This is a genomic window from Cohaesibacter sp. ES.047, from assembly GCF_900215505.1.
Taxonomy (GTDB): domain Bacteria; phylum Pseudomonadota; class Alphaproteobacteria; order Rhizobiales; family Cohaesibacteraceae; genus Cohaesibacter.
The window spans coordinates 4148804-4169144 of the sequence record NZ_LT907844.1; the positions used below are offsets into that span (position 1 = coordinate 4148804).

The following is a 20341-nucleotide window of genomic DNA, read 5'->3' on the forward strand; positions in this document are numbered from 1 at the left end:
AAGACCGTCCTGATCATATGAAGTCTGGCAGCTGAAGTCTGGCAGCGAAAGCTGAGCGCAGGCAATATGGACGTTTGAAGCTAATGGGAAGATGGAATGTGGCCGCCATCCGAGGGGCGGATTTCTGTTGCCATCTTGCCTTTCGGGCCGGGACCATAGCGCACCTGAACTTCCTGATGCGGGCGCAGTTCGGTCAATCCATAAAGGCGCAGAGTTTCCATATGGATGAAAATATCTTCCGTCCCCTCGCCTTGCGTGAGGAAACCAAAGCCCTTTTCACGATTGAACCATTTGACCCAAGCCGTTTCCAGCTCGCTGGTGGGCGTGACTTTGACATGAGTATTGGCGGGAGGCAATTGGGAGGGATGTATGGCTGTGCTCTCGTCCATGGAGAGTATGCGCAGAGCCTGAAGTCCCTTGGGGCCCTGCAGCACTTCGCAAAGGACGCGCGCGCCTTCATAGGCTGTGCGGTAGCCATCCCTTCGAAGACAGGTGACATGGAGCAGCACATCGGCGCTGCCGTCATCGGGAACAATGAAACCAAATCCCTTGGCCACATCAAACCACTTGATCTTGCCAGCTAACTGCGTGACATCCAACGCAACATCTTCGGATGTCTCACTTTCAACCGGTTGCCGCTCTGGTGAAAGTTTCACCCCCATTTTGGTGCCTCGATACTCTGACTAGCCTCGTTCCCGACTCAATACTCTGGTCGATTCTCGAGTTGAGGATATCACTTGCTACACCTATCGCATCAAGACTTTTTTTACTTTTTTGCAGAATGGCTCTCAAACCTACTTGCGTGATTGCCCTCGCGGAAAGCCTAACCGACACAATAAATCCAAAAATGGCCGAAAACCGCGCCAAACAAGCCCATAGCTTGTTTAGGGCTTGGATGGCGCGGATCGCTTGACAGCTTTGATAATGTCAGGTCCGGGCGATTGTCTTGAGCGTGCTTCCGATTTCTCCGTGGATGTATAAATCGGCAATCCTGTCAAATGGCGTCGGGTCTCGGTTGATGATGACGAGCCTTGCGTCGTGGTGTTTTGCGATTTGTGGCAGGTTGGCAGCCGGGTAGACCTGAAGCGAGGAACCCAGAACGATAAACAGATCACAATCTGCCGCATCCTGCATGGCTCGGTGCATCTTTGCCTCGGGCATGGCCTGACCAAAATTGATGATCGCGGCTTTCACCAATCCGCCACAGTGATCACAACGCGGAGATGCGCCGGTCTCGTCAATCGTTCGGCGAACCGTCTTCAAATCAACCTGGCTGTCACACTCAAGACAGGCCCCATACGTGCTGTTGCCATGGATTTCGACAACATCATGCTCGGGCAATCCACTGCGTTGATGAAGGCCATCGATGTTCTGGGTGATCGTGCTGATCAGCTTGCCGGACTTGGCCATCCTGACCAGCGCCTTGTGTCCTTCGTTGGGTTTTGCGACCGCGAAATCCTTGTTCATGATGAAGCGGCGGCGCCAGTCCTCCAGCCGCGTTTCTTCCGAAGCGACAAAGTCGTCAAACATGATCGGGTCCATCTGCGACCAAAGGCCGTTCGGCGAGCGGAAGTCCGGGATTCCGCTTTCTGTGCTGATGCCTGCGCCGGTAAAAGCGACAATCGTTTCTGCCTCTTCGATCATCTCGCCAAGGAGCGCGAGCTTTTCGTCGTGACTCTTGCAATCCATTATGTTGGTCCTATATTTCCCCTAAATCCATTTGCCAATTCAGCTTTAAGGATGTGATCTTATGAAATATCTCCATACTATGGTGCGCGTGACCGATGTTGAAGAGTCTCTCGACTTTTATTGCAACAAACTTGGGCTGAAAGAGGTTCGCCGTGTTGAAAACGAAAAAGGTCGATTTACGCTTATCTTCCTGTCCACTGACGGCACCAACGAAAATTGCCTCGAACTGACGTACAACTGGGACCCAGAGGAATATGACGAGGGCCGCAATTTCGGCCATCTCGCCTACGAAGTCGATAATATCTACGAGACCTGCCAGAGCCTGATGGACGCCGGTGTCGTGATCAATCGCCCGCCCCGTGATGGCAATATGGCGTTCATTCGCTCGCCGAACAACATTTCGATTGAACTGTTGCAAAAAGGCCCGCCTCTCGACCCGGCCGAGCCTTGGGCTTCGATGGAAAACACCGGGAAGTGGTAAACACAAGATCTGGTGTTAAAGAGTAAAAACTAATAAAGCCCTCCGAAACCTGTTTTCGGAGGGCTTTTTCATGGCTGCTATGCAGTTGCTGCGGTTTCTTTTCTCCCCAACCTGTCATAAAAGCGCCCAAATTCCGTTTCAACTGTCCCCGCGGTTCTGAAAACAGGCGTGCGCGATGCCGTCGTTTTTTTAGCATCGTTTCACCGCGTACGGCTCCTTTGCGAAATCAAGATATGGTGTTCAAACCTGTCTTGATCGGGATCGTCCAGAAACGGAACCCAGGTTGCAGTGCCTGTCCAGCTCCTCAGAAGAGCGGCTCTTAACTGTCTCTAGAACGAGACCTGAATGAACCGTCCGAGTGCGTCACATCCGTTTGATGTCGGCATGTGCTCGGGCCAACTTGAATGCGTCGATTTTGAAGGCTCGCGCATGCCAGATGCATGCTGAATCTGGGCCGGTCGTCGAATTATGGGCACGGAATAGCCCTTTGCTTCCGTGATGACTGAATGACTATTGCACTTCGCCTTGCCCTCTTTCTCGGGCTGGCCATGCTGATTTCCGCTTGCCAAACGACCACCAGCTCCGTCAGTACCCACACCGATCTTTCCAATCGTTCGGTTGCTGCCTATGCCGGTCTGGAAACCAAATCAGTAAAAGGAAAAAGGGGAGGATTTCAGGTGGCGCATGCCAAGGTTCAGCTTTCCTGCCTGAAGCCAAAACTGGTCAAGCTTTTGAAAAAGGTCGAAACCCACTATGGAAAGCCTGTGATCATTACCTCAGGCTATCGCTCGGCTGCCTACAATCGGCGCGTGAGAGGAGCCCGGAAATCTCAGCATATTCAATGCAAGGCTGCTGATATCCGTGTTCCAGGTGTTTCAAAATCGGCTCTCGCCAAATATGCCAAGACGCTTCCGGGCATTGGCGGGGTTGGCATCTATTGCCGCTCTTCCTTTGTGCACCTTGATGTGGGCGGACGTCGGGACTGGTATTGGGGATGCGGCAAACGTCGCCGCCGCGCCTAAAATGCGTCCAGCATGGGTCGCAGCCTGAGATCATGTCTCGGGTCTGAGTGTCCGGCACGATTTCCCATAGGTTACATAACTGCCCGATGTCCCCCGCATCGGGCAGTTTTGATTCAGTAGCCCTTACCGAGCTGAAAAAGTGTACGTAAAGGAATTTTCAACCCCATAGACTGCTAGACTGGTGTAGACTCTGAATCGGTACTTCCGCTTAGGTGGATAACATCGGTAATTCTTTGATTCCAGAAGATTGTTTTCATGGCCGCTACAGCAGATCCGACAATTTTCAATGAAGCAATCGTTTATCTCGGTGCTGCGGTCGTCGCGGTTCCGATTGCCAAACGGCTTGGCGTCGGGGCGATCATCGGCTATCTGGGTGCCGGTGTCGTGATCGGCCCCTTCGGACTGTCCTTCATTCAGAGTGTCGATAGCGTTCGGCCCATTGCCGATCTTGGTGTGGTGTTGCTGTTGTTCGTTTTGGGACTCGAGCTCAAACCCAACCGTCTTTGGCGCATGAAAGGCGATATCTTCGGCTTGGGGTCGAGCCAGATCCTCCTCACCGGGTTGGCGCTTGCCGGGCTGATGATGCTGATTGGGTTGCCGCAGGAATATGCGTTGATTGGCGGCTTTGGCATGGCTTTGTCATCCACGGCCTTTGCCGTGCAGATCCTGAAAGAGCGCGGACACTTTTCATCTGCCTATGGACAGCGCGCCTTCGGTATCCTTCTGATGCAGGATATTGCGATTGTTCCTCTACTCGCGATGGTCGGGATTTTGGCGCCATCTGCCAGTTTACACCGAGATGGCAGCGTTCTTGAACAGATCGGAGTGACAGTGACGGCAGTGCTGTTGGTGATTGTCATCGGGCGCTATGTTCTCTCGCACCTCTTTTCGCTCCTTGCCAACACCGGTGCGCGCGAAATCATGCTCGCCGCCGCTCTCCTCGTCGCCTTGGGCAGTGCGGCATTGATGAACTGGGCCGGGCTATCCATGGCTCTGGGCACGTTTCTGGCCGGCATCATGTTGGCTGAATCGAGTTTTCGCCACACGCTCGAAGCTGATATTTTTCCGTTTCGCTCCTTGCTGATGGGATTGTTCTTCATGACCGTCGGAATGACGCTGGATCTGTCGGTGACCCTATCCTATCTGCCATTGATTCTGGCGGGTGTGGTGGTTGTCATGGCGATCAAGGGGGGCATCCTGTGGCTGCTTGCTCGCGTGACAGGCTCCTCACATACGGATGCAATTCATATCGCCGTGGCCCTGCCGCAGGCCGGCGAATTTGCCTTTGTGCTGTTTGCCTCGGCAACGGCTGCAGGGCTGGCGAGCGAGCAGTTTTCCATCATGTCCGCGATCGTCATTCTGACCATGGTCGCCACCCCGTTCGTTGGCAAGGCCTACGACTGGCTGTCCGATTATTACGCGAGAAGGCATCCGGAAATACCCGAACAGGAAATCGACGCCGTTGATGTCAGCACGCCACATGTGCTTGTCGTCGGATTTGGGCGTTTCGGCATGGTGGCCTCGCAGATGCTGATGGCCGAGGGGTTGCGCGTTGTCGCCATAGACAACAATGCCCGCCGTATCGCGAACGCCCGCCGTTTCGGCCTGCCCGTCTATTATGGTGACGCAACGCGAGAGGACGTCATGCGTGCGGCCGGGGCGGAAGAAGCCATTCTGATTGCGCTGTGTGTGGAAAGCGAACAGGTCATGGCTCAGGCCATTGATGTGATCAAGGAGGCCTTTCCGAAGGCTGCGATTTTCTGTCGGGCGACGGACAGGGCGCACGCGCTTGAGCTATCCTTGCGCGATGTTGATTACTCCATCCGCGAAACGTTTGAGAGTGGGATAACCTTCGGGCGTGAGGCTCTGGATCATATGGGGATTGCGACCGAACGGATCGAAGACATCGAGCATGATGTGCGTGAGCGAGACTTTGAGCGTCTGGTTACGCAGGCGGGTGACGCAGCCGAGCAGGAATCGCGAGATCTCCACCGCGTAACACCCCGCCGCTCTTCCGGAACGGACGAAAAGGAAAAGGACCTGCATCGGGTCACGCCGCATCGCAACAGAAATGCATCCTAAACTCATGCGTCGCTTGAGCGGCCACCCTGATCACTGAGCTGAAACCGTCTAGCGGAAGAAGATCAGCAAAACGACAATAACGACGGCAAGGGCGATCCACCCCCACATTTGAGGGCCACCCCAAACGCCTTTGACCGCGGCTTCTTCAGCTTCCTGTTCCAGTTCTGTGACGGCGTCTTCTGCCTTGGAGACCGCTTCTTCGAGGTCGGATTTCTGGTCGGTCATGGGCCTTTGCTCCTTATCCATATTGTCTGCCACCTCTTCAAGCAGCTCTGTGATGCCAAGCATCACTGCGTTTTTCTTATCCTCCTTAAGATAATGATCTTCCGTCAGGAATTCTAGGTTTGCGTTGAATGAAACGACCGTAGAGTCTCCATCAGGTCTGAGCGTGCAATGAATGGCGACTTCCGCAAACAAAGCCTTTTCATCAAGTGGCTTCCAATAGATCGTGAAGTCATTCACCGTTTCGCCCGGCTCGACAAAATACACATATTGAACGACCTCGCCCTCGGAACGCAGACTGTTGACTGTGATGATGGTTTTGCCCGAGCTGTTCGTATAAGCCGAAACGGCATGAGGCACAGTGCGTTTCAGCGTTTCTGGATTTTCAAATTGCCGTCGAACTTTTGCCGGAGTGGACTTGATCCGGTGCTCACCTGAAAGATACATACTTGCCTCCAAAAGAAAGCGGCCCCTTGAGGGGGTGTCGGCACCAATGGTCAGACAGAGCCGGTTTCTCCTGAGCAAAATACCATGGTAAGAGAACGGATAGTAGAAGCTCGATCAAGTGAGCACGCCAATCCACTCTTTTTGTCGGAAACCGAACAATTCTTTGGGACTGGTCAGCCCATCGCAACTTTGCTAATAGTCTCGCCTCATGAAAACCGAGGAGATATCGATGTCCGTCGATCCGGATCTTGCCAAGAGCCCCGTTAAGCCCGTGCGCCCAGAACGCTCGGAGCTGCTGATGCCTGCGGGCAATCTGGAAAAACTGAAAATCGCAGTGCTCTATGGGGCCGACGCCATCTATATGGGAACGCCCGATATGTCATTGCGGACGAAGTCGCAGATGACGTTGGAGGATGTCGTCGAAGGCATCGAGTTTGCGCATGCCCATGGCAAGCGTGTTTATCTGACGCTCAATCTCTTCTCGCACAACAAGGATATCGACAAGCTGCCGCAATATGTCGAGACCGTGCGCAAGGTCAAGCCGGATGGTTTGATCGTCGCTGACCCCGGCGTCTTCATGTTCGTAAAAGCTCAGGCACCTGAGTTGGAGCTTCATGTCTCCACCCAGGCCAACGTCTGCTCATGGCAATCGGTCAAATTCTGGGAGACACAAGGTGCCAGCCTCGTGGTCATGGGGCGCGAAGTCTCTTACGCGGAATTGGCCGAAGTGCGCGAAAAATGCCCCGATCTCAAACTTGAAGCCTTTGTCCATGGCTCCATGTGCATGACCTATTCGGGCCGTTGCCTGTTGTCCAACTTCATGGCCGAGCGTGGCGCCAATCAGGGGTCCTGCGCCAACAGCTGCCGCTGGAAGTACAAGGTCCACATGAAGCTGCGCGATGGCACCGTACGCGAACTAAAGCTCAGTGACGAGAATCTCGAACTGTTCGACTTCTTCCTTGAGGAAGAGCAGCGCCCCGGCGAATTGATGCAGATCGTCGAGGATGAACGCGGCTCTTATATCCTGAACAGCCGTGATCTTTGCATCATGCCCAAACTGCCCGATTATCTCTCCATCGGCATCGACAGCCTCAAGGTCGAGGGGCGCGGCAAAAGCCCCTACTATGTGGCACTCGTTGCGCGAGCCTATCGCATGGCAATCGATGACTGGTACAAGGATCCGGAGAGCTGGGACCCGGAACCTTACATGGAAGAATTGGCGACGGTGCCCAACCGCGGTTACACCCTTGCCTTCCACGAAGGTCGTCTGTCCAATTATGCCCATGGCTATGAAGAGACGTCCACCTTCGCCGAATGGGAGTTTGCCGGTCTTGTAGCGGAAGTCCGGGACGACGCATTCATCGTAGCGGTCAAGAACAAGCTCGAGGCCGGTGATGTCATCGAGCTGGTGTCGCCCAACCTGCGGGCACCGATCGCAATCCGGCTTTACGAGTTCGAGGATGCCAAGTCCGGCAAGGTGCTGGATACGGTCAATCCGGGCACCAAACCCCATATTCGCGTCCCCTACTCCCTGTTCGATCATGAAGATCCCGACATGCTCAAAGAGCATGTGCCGGTCATGACGGTTTTGCGCAAGGAACGGGCCTTGACACCGGCCCAATGGGCACGTCTGAAGCACGACGCCGAGGCGCACGATCTCGAGCTTGGCCATGGCGACGCAGGTCTTTATGAGCGCAAGAATGCCAAGCTTCAGACCGCGATGGATGACGACCAGACCAAACGGTCTATTAAAAGCCCGCGTCTGGGCAAAGAGGGCTGCTGCGGCCGAGGCTGCAACGGTTGCACCATCTTCTGGTATGACGACAAATATGCCAAGGCGCGGGAGCTTCTGGCCCGCAACGAACAGGGCAAGTTGCTGACCAAACAGCAGGCTCAGCAGGAAGTCATTCAGCAAGCATCCTGATCTCGGCGATCTATTGAGGAAGGGCTGCCCGTTTGTTATTTTTAGGGCTGCCCTTCCTCCTCCCGAGGCTTACTCAGCCGCGATCATGCGTTCTTCGGCCATATAATCGGTGTGGTGGACCAAATCGCCGTTTTCCGCGATGGTTTCGAGCCACGCGCGGATTGTGGCGGGATCTTTTGGCGTTGTGATGACACCCGCATCGAGTTGTCCGCGCCAGAGCGCTTCAGCCGCCAGGCTCATGGTGATGGAAACGAGCCGCGCCATGGCACTGCTCTTTGCAGTGCCGCAGGCAGCAATGCTCTTGGCCTTGTGCCAGACTGTTTCCCCTTGATTGGTCACTTTTAGTTCCACCGACAGCACCACACGATCCCTTTCGCCGTCCTGATAGGCGTGATCGGCCCAGAGGCGATCACTGAGGCCTTTGAGCTCGTCTTCCGTCGTGTCGGAAGCTTCGAGCGACTTGAAGATGTCGCGCCATGCATCGGCCCAGCCATCAAGGCGCAGGGTGCCGCGAACGAACCGTTCTACATTCCAGCTATCGTCGATGCCGTAATGAGCCATGAATGGCAGGGAATCCCGGTTGGGGTATGACTGGAAGGTCTCGCTCATACCGTTGAGATCCACTGGGTAATCCTCAACCGCATCCCATGGTCGGGCGATATCGACAGTTTGCCCCTCAAGGATGGCGCGTGCGGGGCTTTTGAGTGCCTTGAGGACGCCCAACGGGGACCAACTGAACTTGTATTTGAAATCATTGGCAATGGCCGGAAACCCGCCGCAATAGGACTGGAAGTCGTGGGCATTCTGCGGATCGAACTCAGGGCTGTTGCGATAGTCGTCAATCAGCAGATGGGCAAGGAGATGATCAATGCCGGGATCGAGGCCAACTTCGTTGACGAACGACAGCCCCTTGGCTTTGGCGCTGGCATTCATTGCGCGCATCGCAGGCGATGTGTAGGAAGACGAAATGAAGTGCGCGTCCTTGCCAAGGCACAGTTTTGCAGTTTCATCGTGCATAGCCGATGGCAGCATGGAGATCACGACATCCCCTGCCCGCACGGCTTTCTCAAGCGCGCCCTCATCAGCCAAGCAAAGATTGACCCTGTCTTCCAAGCCGCGAATGGCGACGCGCGCCCTGTCCAGATCCCGTTCCCATAGATGAAGCGGATAGCCCTTCACGGCCAACCGCCTTATGCCCGGAACGGACGCCAATCCGGCACCCAGCCAATGGATTCTTCTCTTTTCATTGGTCATGAAATTACTCCAGAAAGATGATTGTTCCGGTTATGAAAACCGGTGTTTTCTCAGAGCTTTGCTGGAAAAAATAAAGGTGCGCAAGACGGTCAAATACCGGTTCCGTCAGATTGCCGGAGTTCGCCTGACAAAGTGGATTGTTGGTCGTGTGAAGGAAACAGTTTGCCGATATTTTCACCATGGCAAAGATTTGTGCAAACTGGCGCTTGGTCTTGATGTCGTGGTGACTCAAAAAAAGGCAGCCTCCGGAAAGACTGCCTTCATGGATTTCAGATTGGGTGACGCCCCATCAGCCAACATGGCTGGTGAGGTGGAACTCGTCGCCCTGTTTTTTCAGTTCCTCGAACCAGCGGTGAATGGTCGTAGGACTGGTCGGCCCTGCCTGTACCCCTGCCGGCAATTCGCCATTGAGCACCGCTTCAATCGCAAGGCTGACAGGGACAGACACCAGACGCGCCATGGCTGACGTGTCCTTGTTGCCGATGGCATCGAGTACATAATCCTTGTGCCAGACAGCTTCGCCATCTCGGGAAGCCTTGAGTTCGACAACCAGCACGACACGGTCCGGCTCGCCTTCATCATAGGAATGATCGGTCCAGAGCTGCTCGCTCAGCGCTTCCAGTTTGGCAAGGCCCTCCTGCCCATCGGCATCATGCTCGACAAATTGGAAAATGTCGGCCCAGGCATCGGACCAGCCATCAAGGCGCAGCGTGCCGCGAACGAAGGTGTGCATGTTCCAATCGTTGCCAAAGCCATATTGGGACATGAAGGGCAAGGAGTCCCGGTTCGGATAGGACTGGAAGGTTTCCGATCCTTTGGGAAGCGTGACGGAATAGTCACTGATGGCGTCCCACGGCTTTTCTGTGGTGACGACTTCATTGCCCATAATGGCCTTGGCCGGGCTTTTCAGTGCCTTGAGCACGCCAAGCGGTGACCAGCTGAACTTGTAGCGGAAGTCGTTGGCAACAGCGGGGAAGCCGCCGCAGTAGGACCGGAATTCGTGGGAATTTTTCGGATCGAACGCGTCGCTCGCCTGATACTCGGCCATTAGCAGATGGGCCAGCAGGTGATCGAGACCGGGATCAAGACCGACTTCGTTCACATTGCACAGCCCTTCAGCTTTGGCTTGCTTGTCGAGCTCGGCCATTTCGGGGCTGATATAGGACGAAGATACAAAATGCGCCTTCTTTTCAAGACACAGTTTGGCGACCTCAAGATGCATTGTCGCGGGCAGCATGGAGACCGCAACGTCGCCGGGTTTCAGGCATTCAGCCAGCGCTTCGAACGTGAAGGCTTTGATATCGAAATCGCCAGTGAGGCCAGCAGTTGCGGCTTCGGCTTTGGCGATCGTGCGGTTCCACAGGGTGACGGGGTGATTGTTGCTAATCAAACGGCGGATGCCGGGCACGGATGACAGCCCAGCACCAAGCCAGTGAATTCTAGCCATGTTTGTTTTCCTTTTATTTGCTGGTCCGATTTAACAGCATTTGGGCTTTTAAGGGAAAGGGATGAAGGGGAAATTGCAGCAAACTTATCCCCATATGTCTTGGTCTATCTTGGTCCATAGCTTTGGCAGAGCTTCTCGCCAATATGAAACGGCACCGGAATGAACCTGTCATTCGGGTGCCGTAAAATGTTCCAAAGCTTGAGAGGATCAGCTCGTATGTAGGGGCTTGAGCGCTCCGGCCCATTTTTCAAGCTCGACGAGCATCAGGGTCATGCCCTCATCCATTTTCTCGTTCGGTGTAAAGACACCATCGTCATCAATGAAGTCCGGGAAGAAAGGAATGGGCACGGACTGCTGAATTGCAGCAACGCCAACATTGCCAAGCAGGGAGCGCAGAACCTGAGCCGAGCGAAGGCCGGCGGAAATGCCGCCGTAGCTGACGACACCGGCGGGCTTGTAGGCCCATTCCTTCAGCAAGGTCTGCACGGCGTTGACGAGAGACGCAGGTGCATGGAAGTCATATTCGGGTGTGACGAAAACAAAGGCATCAGCATCGGCGATGATGGCGCTCCAGCGTTTGGTGTGCTCATGTTCATAGTCCTGCATGGCCGGATGCTTTGCCTCATCCAGTATCGGCAAATTGATATCAGCCAAATCCACCAGTTCAACATCGAATTTTCCATGGGCCTTGGACGCCTTTTCGACCCATGTCGCAATCTTGGGGCCGACGCGTCCCGGACGGGTTGAGCCGATAATGACTTTGAGTTTCAGGGTCATGATATTTCTGTTCCTAATAATTGAATTTGCTGAAATGCCTGCAACCAAGCCGGATGGATTGTCACCGCTTGATCATCCTCATATTGAATATATGGGATTGAGGTCGAGGTGCAAGGTCGCCTCCGAGTGGAAAAGGTCTCTCTTTGGTCTCGAATTTATCGATATCTTTCCACCTATTCCGCGCGGGCGTGATTGAAGGACGGCCATAACCGGTCTATAGGAAGGGCACAAGCTCTTCCGCCCGGTGTTTCTTCTCGGGCCAATTCACGTCAGGAGAACGCCATGACTGCAGTGCGCATTGACGGCAAGGCCATCGCTGCCGAACTGAGAGAAAAGATCGCCAAGGAGGCCGAAACGCTGATTGGCGAGACTGGCGTCGTGCCCGGCATTGCTGTGGTGATCGTTGGTGAGGATCCGGCTAGCAAGGTCTATGTTGCGTCCAAAGGCAAGGCGGCCAAGGAATGTCATTTTCATTCGGTTGAGCACGCTCTATCCGCTGACATCGGCGAAGCCGAGTTGCTGGACCTCATCACAAAGCTGAATGAAGACGATGCCATCCACGGCATTCTGGTGCAATTGCCCCTGCCCGATCATATCGATGAAGCCAAGGTTCTGGATCTCATCCGTCCTGACAAGGATGTCGACGGGTTCCACCCTATCAACGTCGGGCTGCTCACCTCAGGCGCGCGGGACAAGGCCATGGTGCCCTGCACCCCTGCCGGAACACTCATTCTAGCCAAACGAGCCATTGGCAACCTGTCAGGCAAGGATGCCGTGGTCATCGGGCGCTCCAATATCGTGGGCAAGCCGATGGCGGCGTTGTTGTTGGCCGAAAGCTGCACCGTCACAATCGCGCACAGCCGTACGCAAAATCTGGAAGACATCGTGCGCGGCGCTGATATTCTTGTTGCAGCGGTCGGACGGCCCCAGATGGTCAAGGGTGACTGGATCAAGGAGGGCGCGGTTGTTCTTGACGTGGGCATGAACCGCATACCCGCCCCTGAACGCGGCGAAGGCAAGACAAGGCTTGTTGGAGATGTCGACTATGATAGCGCTGCTGAGCGGGCTGGATATATCACCCCAGTGCCCGGCGGCATCGGGCCGATGACGATTGCGCTTTTGATGGCGAACACGCTGACAGCGGCGCGCCGCAAGGCAGGACTTGACGATCTCGACTATGCGGAATTGCTCGGTTAGCGCCAGTCCCTTGCGTTTGTGAGTGAACAGATCGCTATCTGTTGAGGGCAACGCTTTGTGTTGATTGAAAATTGACGGATTTGCTCCTATATTTCAGGGAGGAAGCAAACCGCTTTGATGGAGTGAAGGATGGCCAATAAAGACGTCACGGAATATCTCGTTGCCAAGGTGAAAGCCGAAGGTTTGCTGGATGGCTACAAGCGCGCGCGCAAGCCCAATCCGCCCAAGCAGAGTGATGACACATTTCTGAAGGCCGGCTACCGGATTCTGGAAGAAACCGGAGCACTTCCGCGTGAGATTGAGCTGAAGAAGGCAATCGCCGATCAGTATGAAAAGCTCAACACGGTCGAAACCGAGGAAGAGCGCGAAGAAGAATTTCGCAAGCTCGCCGAGCTGCAGATGGTTTTGGGCGTTGAGCAGGATGCGCGGCGGAAATTCTATACCGACTAGATCTTTGGTCCTAAATCTGGAAAGACAAAACCCGCCTTGGTAGCAAGGCGGTTTTTTTGATGAATTGAAGCGGTGACTCACTCATCGCGAATGCGGAATTCCTGCATGGCATCGAGCAACAAAGCTGCGGTGTAGCGAGCGAATGAATTGCGCACAAGAATATAGAACTCAGGCTCGGCTGACCGTTGCCAGAAGAAGGCCTGCGCGTGGCCACACAGGGAACCGGCACATGTCCCCCTCTTCCAATGACTTGGATGGAAATCAAGCGAACTGACCTTGTTTAGGACCGTCCAGCTGTTCGGCCCTGACAGCTTCAACGTGGTGCGATTGTCCGAGACATCAACGATTGAACAGGTGGCCTCGCCGACGGCTGCTTCCAGCGCACCGACACGGGCGGCGGGATCGTCATCCGGCGTCACGATCAGCCATTCATCCGGCCCCAGCCAAAGCGCGGCATTGCCGCCCTTCTCATTCACATTGCCAGCCTTGATGGGAAGCGCCACATCAAGACCCTGCTTGATCCCGGATGTGAAGCTTCGGTTCGAAGGATTGCCCCTGATGCTGATCTGAGTGAGATGCGGGACTTCTTCCAAAGCTACATCCGTGAAGCGTTCAGGCTGGATAAATCCGGGGAAAGCCCCCAATGGCGACCGGGCCGTTAGGCGTGTTTGCTCTTGTTCAGCCATCGCGACGGGCTCCTGATTTGTCATAGAAGATTGGATCAACGACTTTGACCTTCTGCCAGTTGCCCAACGAGAAGCTGTGCAGATAGTCCCCCTTGCGCCGGAAACCATTCTTAATCAAAGCAAAGGCGATCGAATGCCCCAGATGCTCACTCCAGTAGCTGGATGTGACATGGCCCAGCATCGGGATCGGCGTTGGCGCGTCCGGATTTTCAAGAATTTGCGCGCCTTCATCAAGCACAAAGGTTGGATCGTCTGTCAGCAGACCAACCAACTGCTTGCGATCGCTGCGGCTCGTGTCGGGGCGCGAAAAGGAGCGCTTTCCGATGAAATCGTCCTTCTTCTTGGAGACGATCCAGTCCATATCCAGATCCTGCGGCGTGACAGAGCCATCGGTATCCTGACCGACGATGATGAAGCCCTTTTCAGCCCTCAGCACATGCATGGTCTCGGTGCCATAGGGCGTTATGCCAAAAGGCTCGCCTGCGGCACAGACCATGCGCCAGAGAGAAAGGCCGTAGCGTGATGGCACATTGATTTCGAACGCAAGCTCGCCAGTAAAGGAAATGCGGAACACCCGCGCCTTGACGCCGCCGATGTCAACCTGCTGAAACGACATGAACGGGAAGGCTTCCGCCGACCAGTCGACGTCAGGGTTTAAAGCCTGCATGACCTGCCGGGCCAGCGGTCCGTTGATGGCAATGGTTGCCCATTGTTCTGTGACCGAGGTGCAATAGACGTCGAGCTCGGGCCATTCCGTCTGGAGATAATCCTCCAGATGATCAAGCACCGCAGCGGCACCGCCCGTCGTCGTTGTCATGGTGAAATGGTCGTTAGCAAGGCGCGCCGTCACACCGTCATCCATCACCATGCCGTCTTCGCCGCACATGATGCCATATCGGCACCGTCCGGGCTTGAGGGCAGCAAAATTGTTGGTGTAGATACGGTTGAGGAATTCGGCTGCATCCGGGCCTTTTACGTCGATTTTCCCAAGGGTCGAAGCATCGAGCATGCCGACATGGAAACGCACCGCCTGACACTCTCGCCGCACCGCTTCGTCAATGCCCTCATTGCCTCTGGGGTAAAACCAGGGTCGCTTCCACTGGCCGACATTTTCAAACTCGGCGCCCAGTTTGACGTGCGCCTCATGAATCGAGGTGGTGCGGACCGGATCGCTGAGGTCATCCACGGCCCGGCCAGCCAATGCCCCGAACGTCACCGGCGTGTAAGGCGGGCGGAAGGTCGTGGTGCCGGTGTCTGGGATTGATATGCCGGACACTTCAGACAGGATTGCAAGACCGTTGACATTGCCCAGCTTGCCCTGATCGGTGCCAAATCCGGTCAAGGTGTAGCGCTTCATATGTTCTACGGATTCAAAGCCCTCCCGCGCGGCGAGATGAATATCGGCTGCAGTGGTATCATTCTGATAATCAACGAAGTGCTTGCTCGGCCCCTTGCCGACGGGATGGTCCGATGGAGCCAGCCAGCATGGCTCGGGCAATCCGGTATCGGGCTCAACGACACGATAGCGCCGGGCAGTCTTGCGGCCTTCAAAGCCGGTTTCCTTGAGGGCTTTTGTTCCCTCCCTGCTGCCAGCACGCAAGGCATCAGCAAGGGTGAATTCTCCATTTGCCGCACCGACGCAGACTGCGTCTTTCTGGCCATAACGATCCGGGCGGAAGCAAACAGCGTCCTCGTCATACCTCAACTTACCGCCCGCGTGACTGAAGAGATGCACAACGGAGCTATAGCCGCCCGACATCATCAGGATGTCAGCTTCCAGCCGCTGCGTCTTGCCGATCAAGGCCTCGCCATCCCATGGCGCGGCATCAAGGCCCGTGAACCGCTTGTTGCCCAAGGTGCTGGTGACCACATGGCCCCTGAGGATCATGGTGCCAGTTGCGAAAACCTCTTCATAGAGTGGGCCGCTGGGATCAAAGCGGCTGTCGATGACCGCGACCAGATCGCCGCCTGCCTTGCGGAAATCGAGAGCCGCTTCATAGGCGGCATCGTTGTTGGCAAACAGAATGGCGCGTTTGCCGGGGAGCACGGCATAGCGATTGATGTAGGTTTGCACCGATCCGGCAAGCATGATACCGGGCCGATCATTGTCGCCAAAGACAAGCGGTCTTTCGTGACTGCCTGTAGCAAGAATGACCTTGCTGGCCCGAATGTGCCAGAGGCGTTGGCGGCAGTTGTCCGGAGAGGAAACCTCGCCCGTATGGTCGAGACGCTTTTCGACCGCCATCAGATAGTTCTGATCGTAATAGCCGAATACATTGGTGTTGGGCAGCAGCGTGACCTCGTCACTCGCGGCAAGCTCATTGACCACACCATCCACCCATTCAAGACCGGGCTGACCATCGATTTCACGCGACTGGGACATCAAAGATCCGCCAAAACGGCCTTGCATGTCCGCGATCATGACACGGGCACCGCTGGCGGCAGCTTCGCGGGCAGCCGCGAGCCCGGCAGGACCGGCACCAACAACGAGAATATCAACATGCCTGTGCATGTGGTCATAGACGTCCGGATCAGCGCCTTGGGGTGCCTTGCCAAAACCGGCAGCCCGACGGATCATCGGCTCAAACAGATGATGCCAGAGGAGGCGCGAGCCGAACATCATCTTGTAATAGAAACCGGCCGCCATGCCCTTGTGCATGAGGGTGCCAAGGGATTTGAGATCATAGTCGAGCGAAGGCGCAGCCGTGATCTGGCTAGCGACGAGCGATGGCCTTAGGGGAACTTCCGTTGCCTTGGTGGCCGGTTCCGTGCAGTTTGACGTGACCCGGTTCAACTGAACAATCGCGTTGGGTTCTTCCGGGCCCGCCGTCATGATGCCCCGCGGGCGACCATATTTGAAGCTTCTGGCGACCATATGGATGTCATTGGCCAACAGGGCCGAAGCCAGCGTGTCGCCTTCATAGCCCATGTAGTAGGTGCCATTAAACTGGAAGCGGATCGGCTGAGAGCGATTGATCAGACCGCCGGTCGGGAGTCGATTGTCTGTCATTTGCTGCTGCCTCCGGTCTTACGCTTTTTCAGATCGGCGAGAGTTGGCTGTTCACCCATGCCATAAGAGCCGATGACGGTATGATCGGTGGTATCCCGGACCACGTTGAACCAGCGGCGGCAGCCGTGTGAATGGTTCCAGCGCTCGCGCTTGAGGCCCTTCTTGTTGGAGCGCATGAAGAGATAATCCGCCCACTGCTCATCGCTGAGCTTGCCCGGATTCTCGGGGCGAGCGCGGTGCGCTTCGCCGCCATAGTGAAATTCGATTTCATCCCGTTCGCCGCAATAGGGGCATTCGATCTTGAGCATTGGTTGTCCCTCCCCTAGTGCGCGACGCCTGCGGCGCCATGTTCGTCGATAAGATGCCCGGTGGTGAACCGCTCAAGCGAAAACGGCGCGTTGAGCGGATGCGGATCATCGCGGGCAATCGTGTGGGCATAGGCAAAGCCCGAACCGGGGATCGCCTTGAACCCACCGGTGCCCCAGCCGCCATTCATGTAGAGATGCTCAACCGGTGTCTTGCTGATGATCGGACAGGCGTCAGGACAGGTGTCCACGATACCGCCCCATGTGCGCATCAGACGAAGGCGCGAAAAGATCGGGAAGAGTTCGGTCAGAGCGGCGATCTGGTGTTCGATCACATGGAACGAACCGCGCTGCGCGTAGGAATGATAGGCGTCGATCCCGGCCCCGAGCACCAACTCTCCCTTATCGGACTGACTGACATAGACATGGACCGCATTGGACATCACGACGCAGTCGAGCACAGGTTTGATCGGTTCGGACACCATGGCCTGAAGCGGGTAGCTCTCGATGGGAAGGCGAAAGCCTGCCATGTCGGCAAGCACAGTAGAGTTGCCCGCAACGCAAATAGCAACCTTGTTGGCCTTGATCGCACCCTTTGACGTTTCAACGCCGGTGACCTTGCCCGCATCACTGGTGATGCCCGTGACCTCACAATTCTGGATGATGTCGACACCGCGCTCGTCGGCGGCTCTTGCATAGGCCCAGGCAATCGCATCATGGCGGGCCGTGCCTCCGCGCTTCTGCAAGGATGCGCCGAGCACGGGATAGCGGGCGTCCTTGTCGATGCTGATGGTCGGGCAGAAGCTCTTCACGCCCTCAGCATCCAGCCACTCGGCATCAATGCCGTTAAGCTTGTTGGCATTGACCCGCCGTTTGGTGTCGCGCACATCTTGCAAAGTGTGGGCAAGATTGAGCACGCCGCGCTGGCTGAGCATGATGTTGTAGTTGAGATCTTTTGACAGGCCCTCATACAGCGAGAGGGATTTCTCATAAAGATGGGCTGCTTCATCCCACAGATAGTTGGAACGAATGATGGTGGTGTTGCGCCCCGTGTTGCCGCCGCCGAGCCAGCCTTTTTCGAGCACAGCAACATTTGTGATCCCGTGCTCCTTGGCCAGATAATAGGCTGTTGCAAGGCCATGTCCCCCGCCGCCGATGATGACCACGTCATACTGTTTCTTGGGTGGCGGGCTGCGCCATTGACGGGGCCAGTCCTGATGATAATTCAGAGCATTTCTGGCAAGAGAGACAAGGGAAAATTTCATGAATGAATCTCTGTAATAATTGCGGTTGCGCTGTTCAGTGGAAACCACCGTGCCATGATTATGATTATATAAGCACCATCTCACAGTGTCCTGAGGTCAAAATCAAGATCAATCCAGTTTGAAAGCAAGATTGTGCATCAACAGTTCGACGGATTTGCAATCAGAAAACGCGCCGCATTGACAACGGGATGACAATCGCGCACAAGAATGCTCAGGATGGTTCTCTGCGAGATGGATCTCGCTAGAGATGAAAAGGGAACATGGTGCGGACGACCCAAATCGGGGCCAATGCCATGGCTGCCCCCGCAACTGTAAGCGGATTGCCTTTTTTAGCCACTGGACCGCCCGGTCCGGGAAGGGAAAAGGTGTCAGACCGTGAGCCAGGAGACCTGCCACCCGAACCCATTCACGACCGGTCGGGGTGTATCGGAGGTGTGGCAGCGCGTTTGCTTCCTCATTTGATTCCCTTTCGGCTGGCCTGTTTGATTCCCGCAGTTTGACTGCCGGGTTCAAGAAAGGAACATCCATGTCCTCCAAGGCCGGAGTGCTGCAGGTCTGCGTAAGCTGCAAACGCCCCCGTGCGATTGATCCGGACACAGCCAACGACGAAGCCAAGAGCGCGGATGCGACCAGCGAGAGCTGTGAAGGTCAACAGCTGTTCGAGGCGCTACAGAATGCCTTTGGCCGCACCCCGGACCTCGATGAAGCGTTTAGCGTCGAGCCGGTCGAATGCATGAATGGATGTCAGTCTTCCTGCACGGTTGCCCTGCGCGCGCAAGGGAAATTTGGCTTTGTCATTGGCCAACTGGACCCAAGCGAAGAGCGCATTGCGGACATCGTCTCCTTTACCCAAAGTTTTCATGAGGCTGAAAATGGGCTCCCACCATGGCGTGCCCGGCCTCCACATGTGCGCAAGAACACCCTCGTGCGCCTGCACCCTTCTCCCAATTTCTCCGAAAGATCCGATTGAGGCTCGACATGAATTTTACTCCTCCCATTGTTGGCAAGAAAATCCCCGCAACCGTCGTGACCGGTTTTCTCGGTTCCGGCAAGACAACACTCATTCGCAACCTGATTTCGCAGGCTGGTGACAAGCGCATCGCTCTGATCGTCAACGAGTTCGGGGATATGGGATTCGATGGTGACATGCTCAAGGATTGCGGCAATCCGAATTGCACCGATGACGACGTGGTCGAACTGAAGAATGGCTGCATTTGCTGCACGGTGGCCGAGGACTTCCTGCCGACGATGGAAAAGCTCATCGCGCGGGACCCAAAACCGGACCATATCGTGATTGAAACATCCGGCCTCGCCCTGCCCCAACCACTGGTTCAGGCATTCCAGTGGCCGAGCGTCCGGGCATCTGTCACCGTCGATGGGGTCGTAACGATTGCCGATGCCGCCGCCTTGAGCGAAGGGCATTACAGCCAAAATGAAGAGGCCATCGCCCGCCAGCGCGCCTCGGACGAGAGTCTTGATCACGACAGTCCGATCGACGAATTGTTCAATGATCAGCTCAAGTGCGCAGATCTCATCGTCTTGTCAAAGGCCGATCTGGTCTCAGCCGAAGCCATGGCAGCCGTCGAGAAACTGGTCTCCGATCATGCCCGCGATGGTGTGAAAATGATCCCGTCAACGAATGGCAATCTCTCCACCGCGGTGCTTTTGGGCCTTGATTCAGAGGCCGAAGAAGACATGGCGGGACGTGAAGCCGCGCACTATCATCACCACCACGACCATGATGATGATCACGACGATGACGATCATGATCACGACCACGATCATCACCATCATCATCATCACGATGATTTCCACTCCGTTGTGGTACCACCCCGCGTTTTCCAGTCGATGGCCGAAATCGAAGCGGCGGTCGGTGAAACGCTGACCCAGCCGGGGATCCTGAGGGTCAAGGGATATGCCGCCATCGAGGGCAAGAAGGCACGGGTCGTCGTGCAGGCGGTCGGTCGCCGTGTTGACTGCTGGTTCGACAGCGTTGCGTCGGATGCCACGGGACTGGTGGTTATCGGGCTCAAGGATTTCGATCAGTCCGCCGTTGCCGCCAAGCTGTCCTGACGGACAAAGA

General features: G+C 55.7%; 18 protein-coding genes and 1 riboswitch. Of the genes, 8 read left to right on the plus strand and 10 right to left on the minus strand.

Annotation, left to right across the window (positions count from 1 at the left end; translation table 11 throughout):
* Positions 1-80: 80 nt before the first annotated feature.
* Both CPH65_RS19035 and CPH65_RS19040 read right to left on the minus strand, forming a co-directional pair.
* A complete protein-coding gene (locus tag CPH65_RS19035; RefSeq protein ID WP_096175318.1) occupies positions 81-662 on the minus strand; it encodes a cold-shock protein in 582 nt (193 codons plus the stop codon).
* A 265-nt stretch (positions 663-927) separates the two neighbouring features.
* The gene (locus CPH65_RS19040) at positions 928-1689 is read right to left on the minus strand and encodes a Sir2 family NAD-dependent protein deacetylase (RefSeq protein ID WP_096175319.1); all 762 of its coding nucleotides are present in this window, start codon (positions 1687-1689) and stop codon (positions 928-930) included.
* A gap of 61 nt (positions 1690-1750) precedes the next feature.
* On the opposite strand from CPH65_RS19040, the gene CPH65_RS19045 reads away from it, so the two are divergent.
* The 3 genes from CPH65_RS19045 to CPH65_RS19055 all read left to right on the plus strand — a co-directional run bounded on the left by CPH65_RS19045 (position 1751) and on the right by CPH65_RS19055 (position 5274).
* Positions 1751-2170 (plus strand): VOC family protein, encoded by a 420-nt coding sequence (locus tag CPH65_RS19045; protein ID WP_096175320.1) that lies wholly within the window; start codon positions 1751-1753, stop codon positions 2168-2170.
* 506 nt (positions 2171-2676) lie between these two features.
* Entirely contained in the window at positions 2677-3192 is a 516-nt protein-coding gene (locus tag CPH65_RS19050; RefSeq protein WP_096175321.1) for a D-Ala-D-Ala carboxypeptidase family metallohydrolase, read from the plus strand.
* A 255-nt stretch (positions 3193-3447) separates the two neighbouring features.
* Entirely contained in the window at positions 3448-5274 is a 1827-nt protein-coding gene (locus tag CPH65_RS19055) for a monovalent cation:proton antiporter-2 (CPA2) family protein (protein ID WP_096175322.1), read from the plus strand.
* Between the two features lie 48 nt (positions 5275-5322).
* On the opposite strand, the gene CPH65_RS19060 is transcribed toward CPH65_RS19055, so the two are convergent.
* The gene (locus CPH65_RS19060; protein WP_096175323.1) at positions 5323-5943 is read right to left on the minus strand and encodes a hypothetical protein; all 621 of its coding nucleotides are present in this window, start codon (positions 5941-5943) and stop codon (positions 5323-5325) included.
* A 229-nt stretch (positions 5944-6172) separates the two neighbouring features.
* Here CPH65_RS19060 and CPH65_RS19065 point away from each other — a divergent pair, with 229 nt between their 5' ends.
* A complete protein-coding gene (locus tag CPH65_RS19065; protein ID WP_096175324.1) occupies positions 6173-7867 on the plus strand; it encodes a U32 family peptidase C-terminal domain-containing protein in 1695 nt (564 codons plus the stop codon).
* 69 nt (positions 7868-7936) lie between these two features.
* Here the strand turns inward: CPH65_RS19065 and CPH65_RS19070 are convergent, their stop codons facing one another.
* The 3 genes from CPH65_RS19070 to CPH65_RS19085 form a co-directional block, all read right to left on the minus strand.
* Positions 7937-9121 (minus strand): saccharopine dehydrogenase C-terminal domain-containing protein, encoded by a 1185-nt coding sequence (locus CPH65_RS19070; RefSeq protein ID WP_096175325.1) that lies wholly within the window; start codon positions 9119-9121, stop codon positions 7937-7939.
* A gap of 289 nt (positions 9122-9410) precedes the next feature.
* Entirely contained in the window at positions 9411-10568 is a 1158-nt protein-coding gene (locus CPH65_RS19080) for a saccharopine dehydrogenase family protein (protein WP_096175327.1), read from the minus strand.
* Between the two features lie 207 nt (positions 10569-10775).
* The gene (locus CPH65_RS19085; RefSeq protein ID WP_096175328.1) at positions 10776-11345 is read right to left on the minus strand and encodes an NADPH-dependent FMN reductase; all 570 of its coding nucleotides are present in this window, start codon (positions 11343-11345) and stop codon (positions 10776-10778) included.
* Between the two features lie 282 nt (positions 11346-11627).
* On the opposite strand from CPH65_RS19085, the gene folD reads away from it, so the two are divergent.
* Entirely contained in the window at positions 11628-12542 is a 915-nt protein-coding gene (gene folD, locus CPH65_RS19090) for a bifunctional methylenetetrahydrofolate dehydrogenase/methenyltetrahydrofolate cyclohydrolase FolD (RefSeq protein WP_096175329.1), read from the plus strand.
* A gap of 129 nt (positions 12543-12671) precedes the next feature.
* Positions 12672-12992, plus strand: a complete 321-nt coding sequence (locus CPH65_RS19095; protein ID WP_096175330.1) for a DUF1992 domain-containing protein — start codon at positions 12672-12674, stop codon at positions 12990-12992.
* Positions 12993-13069: 77 nt separating this feature from the next.
* Here the strand turns inward: CPH65_RS19095 and CPH65_RS19100 are convergent, their stop codons facing one another.
* Genes CPH65_RS19100 through CPH65_RS19115 form a run of 4 tightly spaced genes read right to left on the minus strand, consistent with a single transcriptional unit; the run spans position 13070 to position 18258 of the window.
* Positions 13070-13678 (minus strand): sarcosine oxidase subunit gamma, encoded by a 609-nt coding sequence (locus CPH65_RS19100; RefSeq protein ID WP_157747810.1) that lies wholly within the window; start codon positions 13676-13678, stop codon positions 13070-13072.
* Complete coding sequence (locus CPH65_RS19105; protein ID WP_096175332.1) at positions 13671-16688, minus strand: sarcosine oxidase subunit alpha family protein; 3018 nt, start codon at positions 16686-16688, stop codon at positions 13671-13673. The genes CPH65_RS19100 and CPH65_RS19105 overlap by 8 nt, the downstream gene beginning before the upstream one ends.
* Positions 16685-16996, minus strand: coding sequence for a sarcosine oxidase subunit delta (locus CPH65_RS19110; protein ID WP_096175333.1), 312 nt, complete (start codon positions 16994-16996; stop codon positions 16685-16687). The genes CPH65_RS19105 and CPH65_RS19110 overlap by 4 nt, the downstream gene beginning before the upstream one ends.
* A 14-nt stretch (positions 16997-17010) precedes the next feature.
* Positions 17011-18258, minus strand: a complete 1248-nt coding sequence (locus CPH65_RS19115) for a sarcosine oxidase subunit beta family protein (protein WP_096175334.1) — start codon at positions 18256-18258, stop codon at positions 17011-17013.
* Between the two features lie 200 nt (positions 18259-18458).
* Positions 18459-18670: riboswitch (cobalamin riboswitch) on the plus strand.
* Positions 18671-18784: 114 nt separating this feature from the next.
* Here CPH65_RS19115 and CPH65_RS19120 point away from each other — a divergent pair.
* Positions 18785-19228, plus strand: coding sequence for a DUF1636 domain-containing protein (locus CPH65_RS19120; RefSeq protein WP_096175335.1), 444 nt, complete (start codon positions 18785-18787; stop codon positions 19226-19228).
* Positions 19229-19236: 8 nt separating this feature from the next.
* Entirely contained in the window at positions 19237-20331 is a 1095-nt protein-coding gene (cobW, locus tag CPH65_RS19125; RefSeq protein ID WP_096175336.1) for a cobalamin biosynthesis protein CobW, read from the plus strand.
* Positions 20332-20341 lie beyond the last annotated feature (10 nt).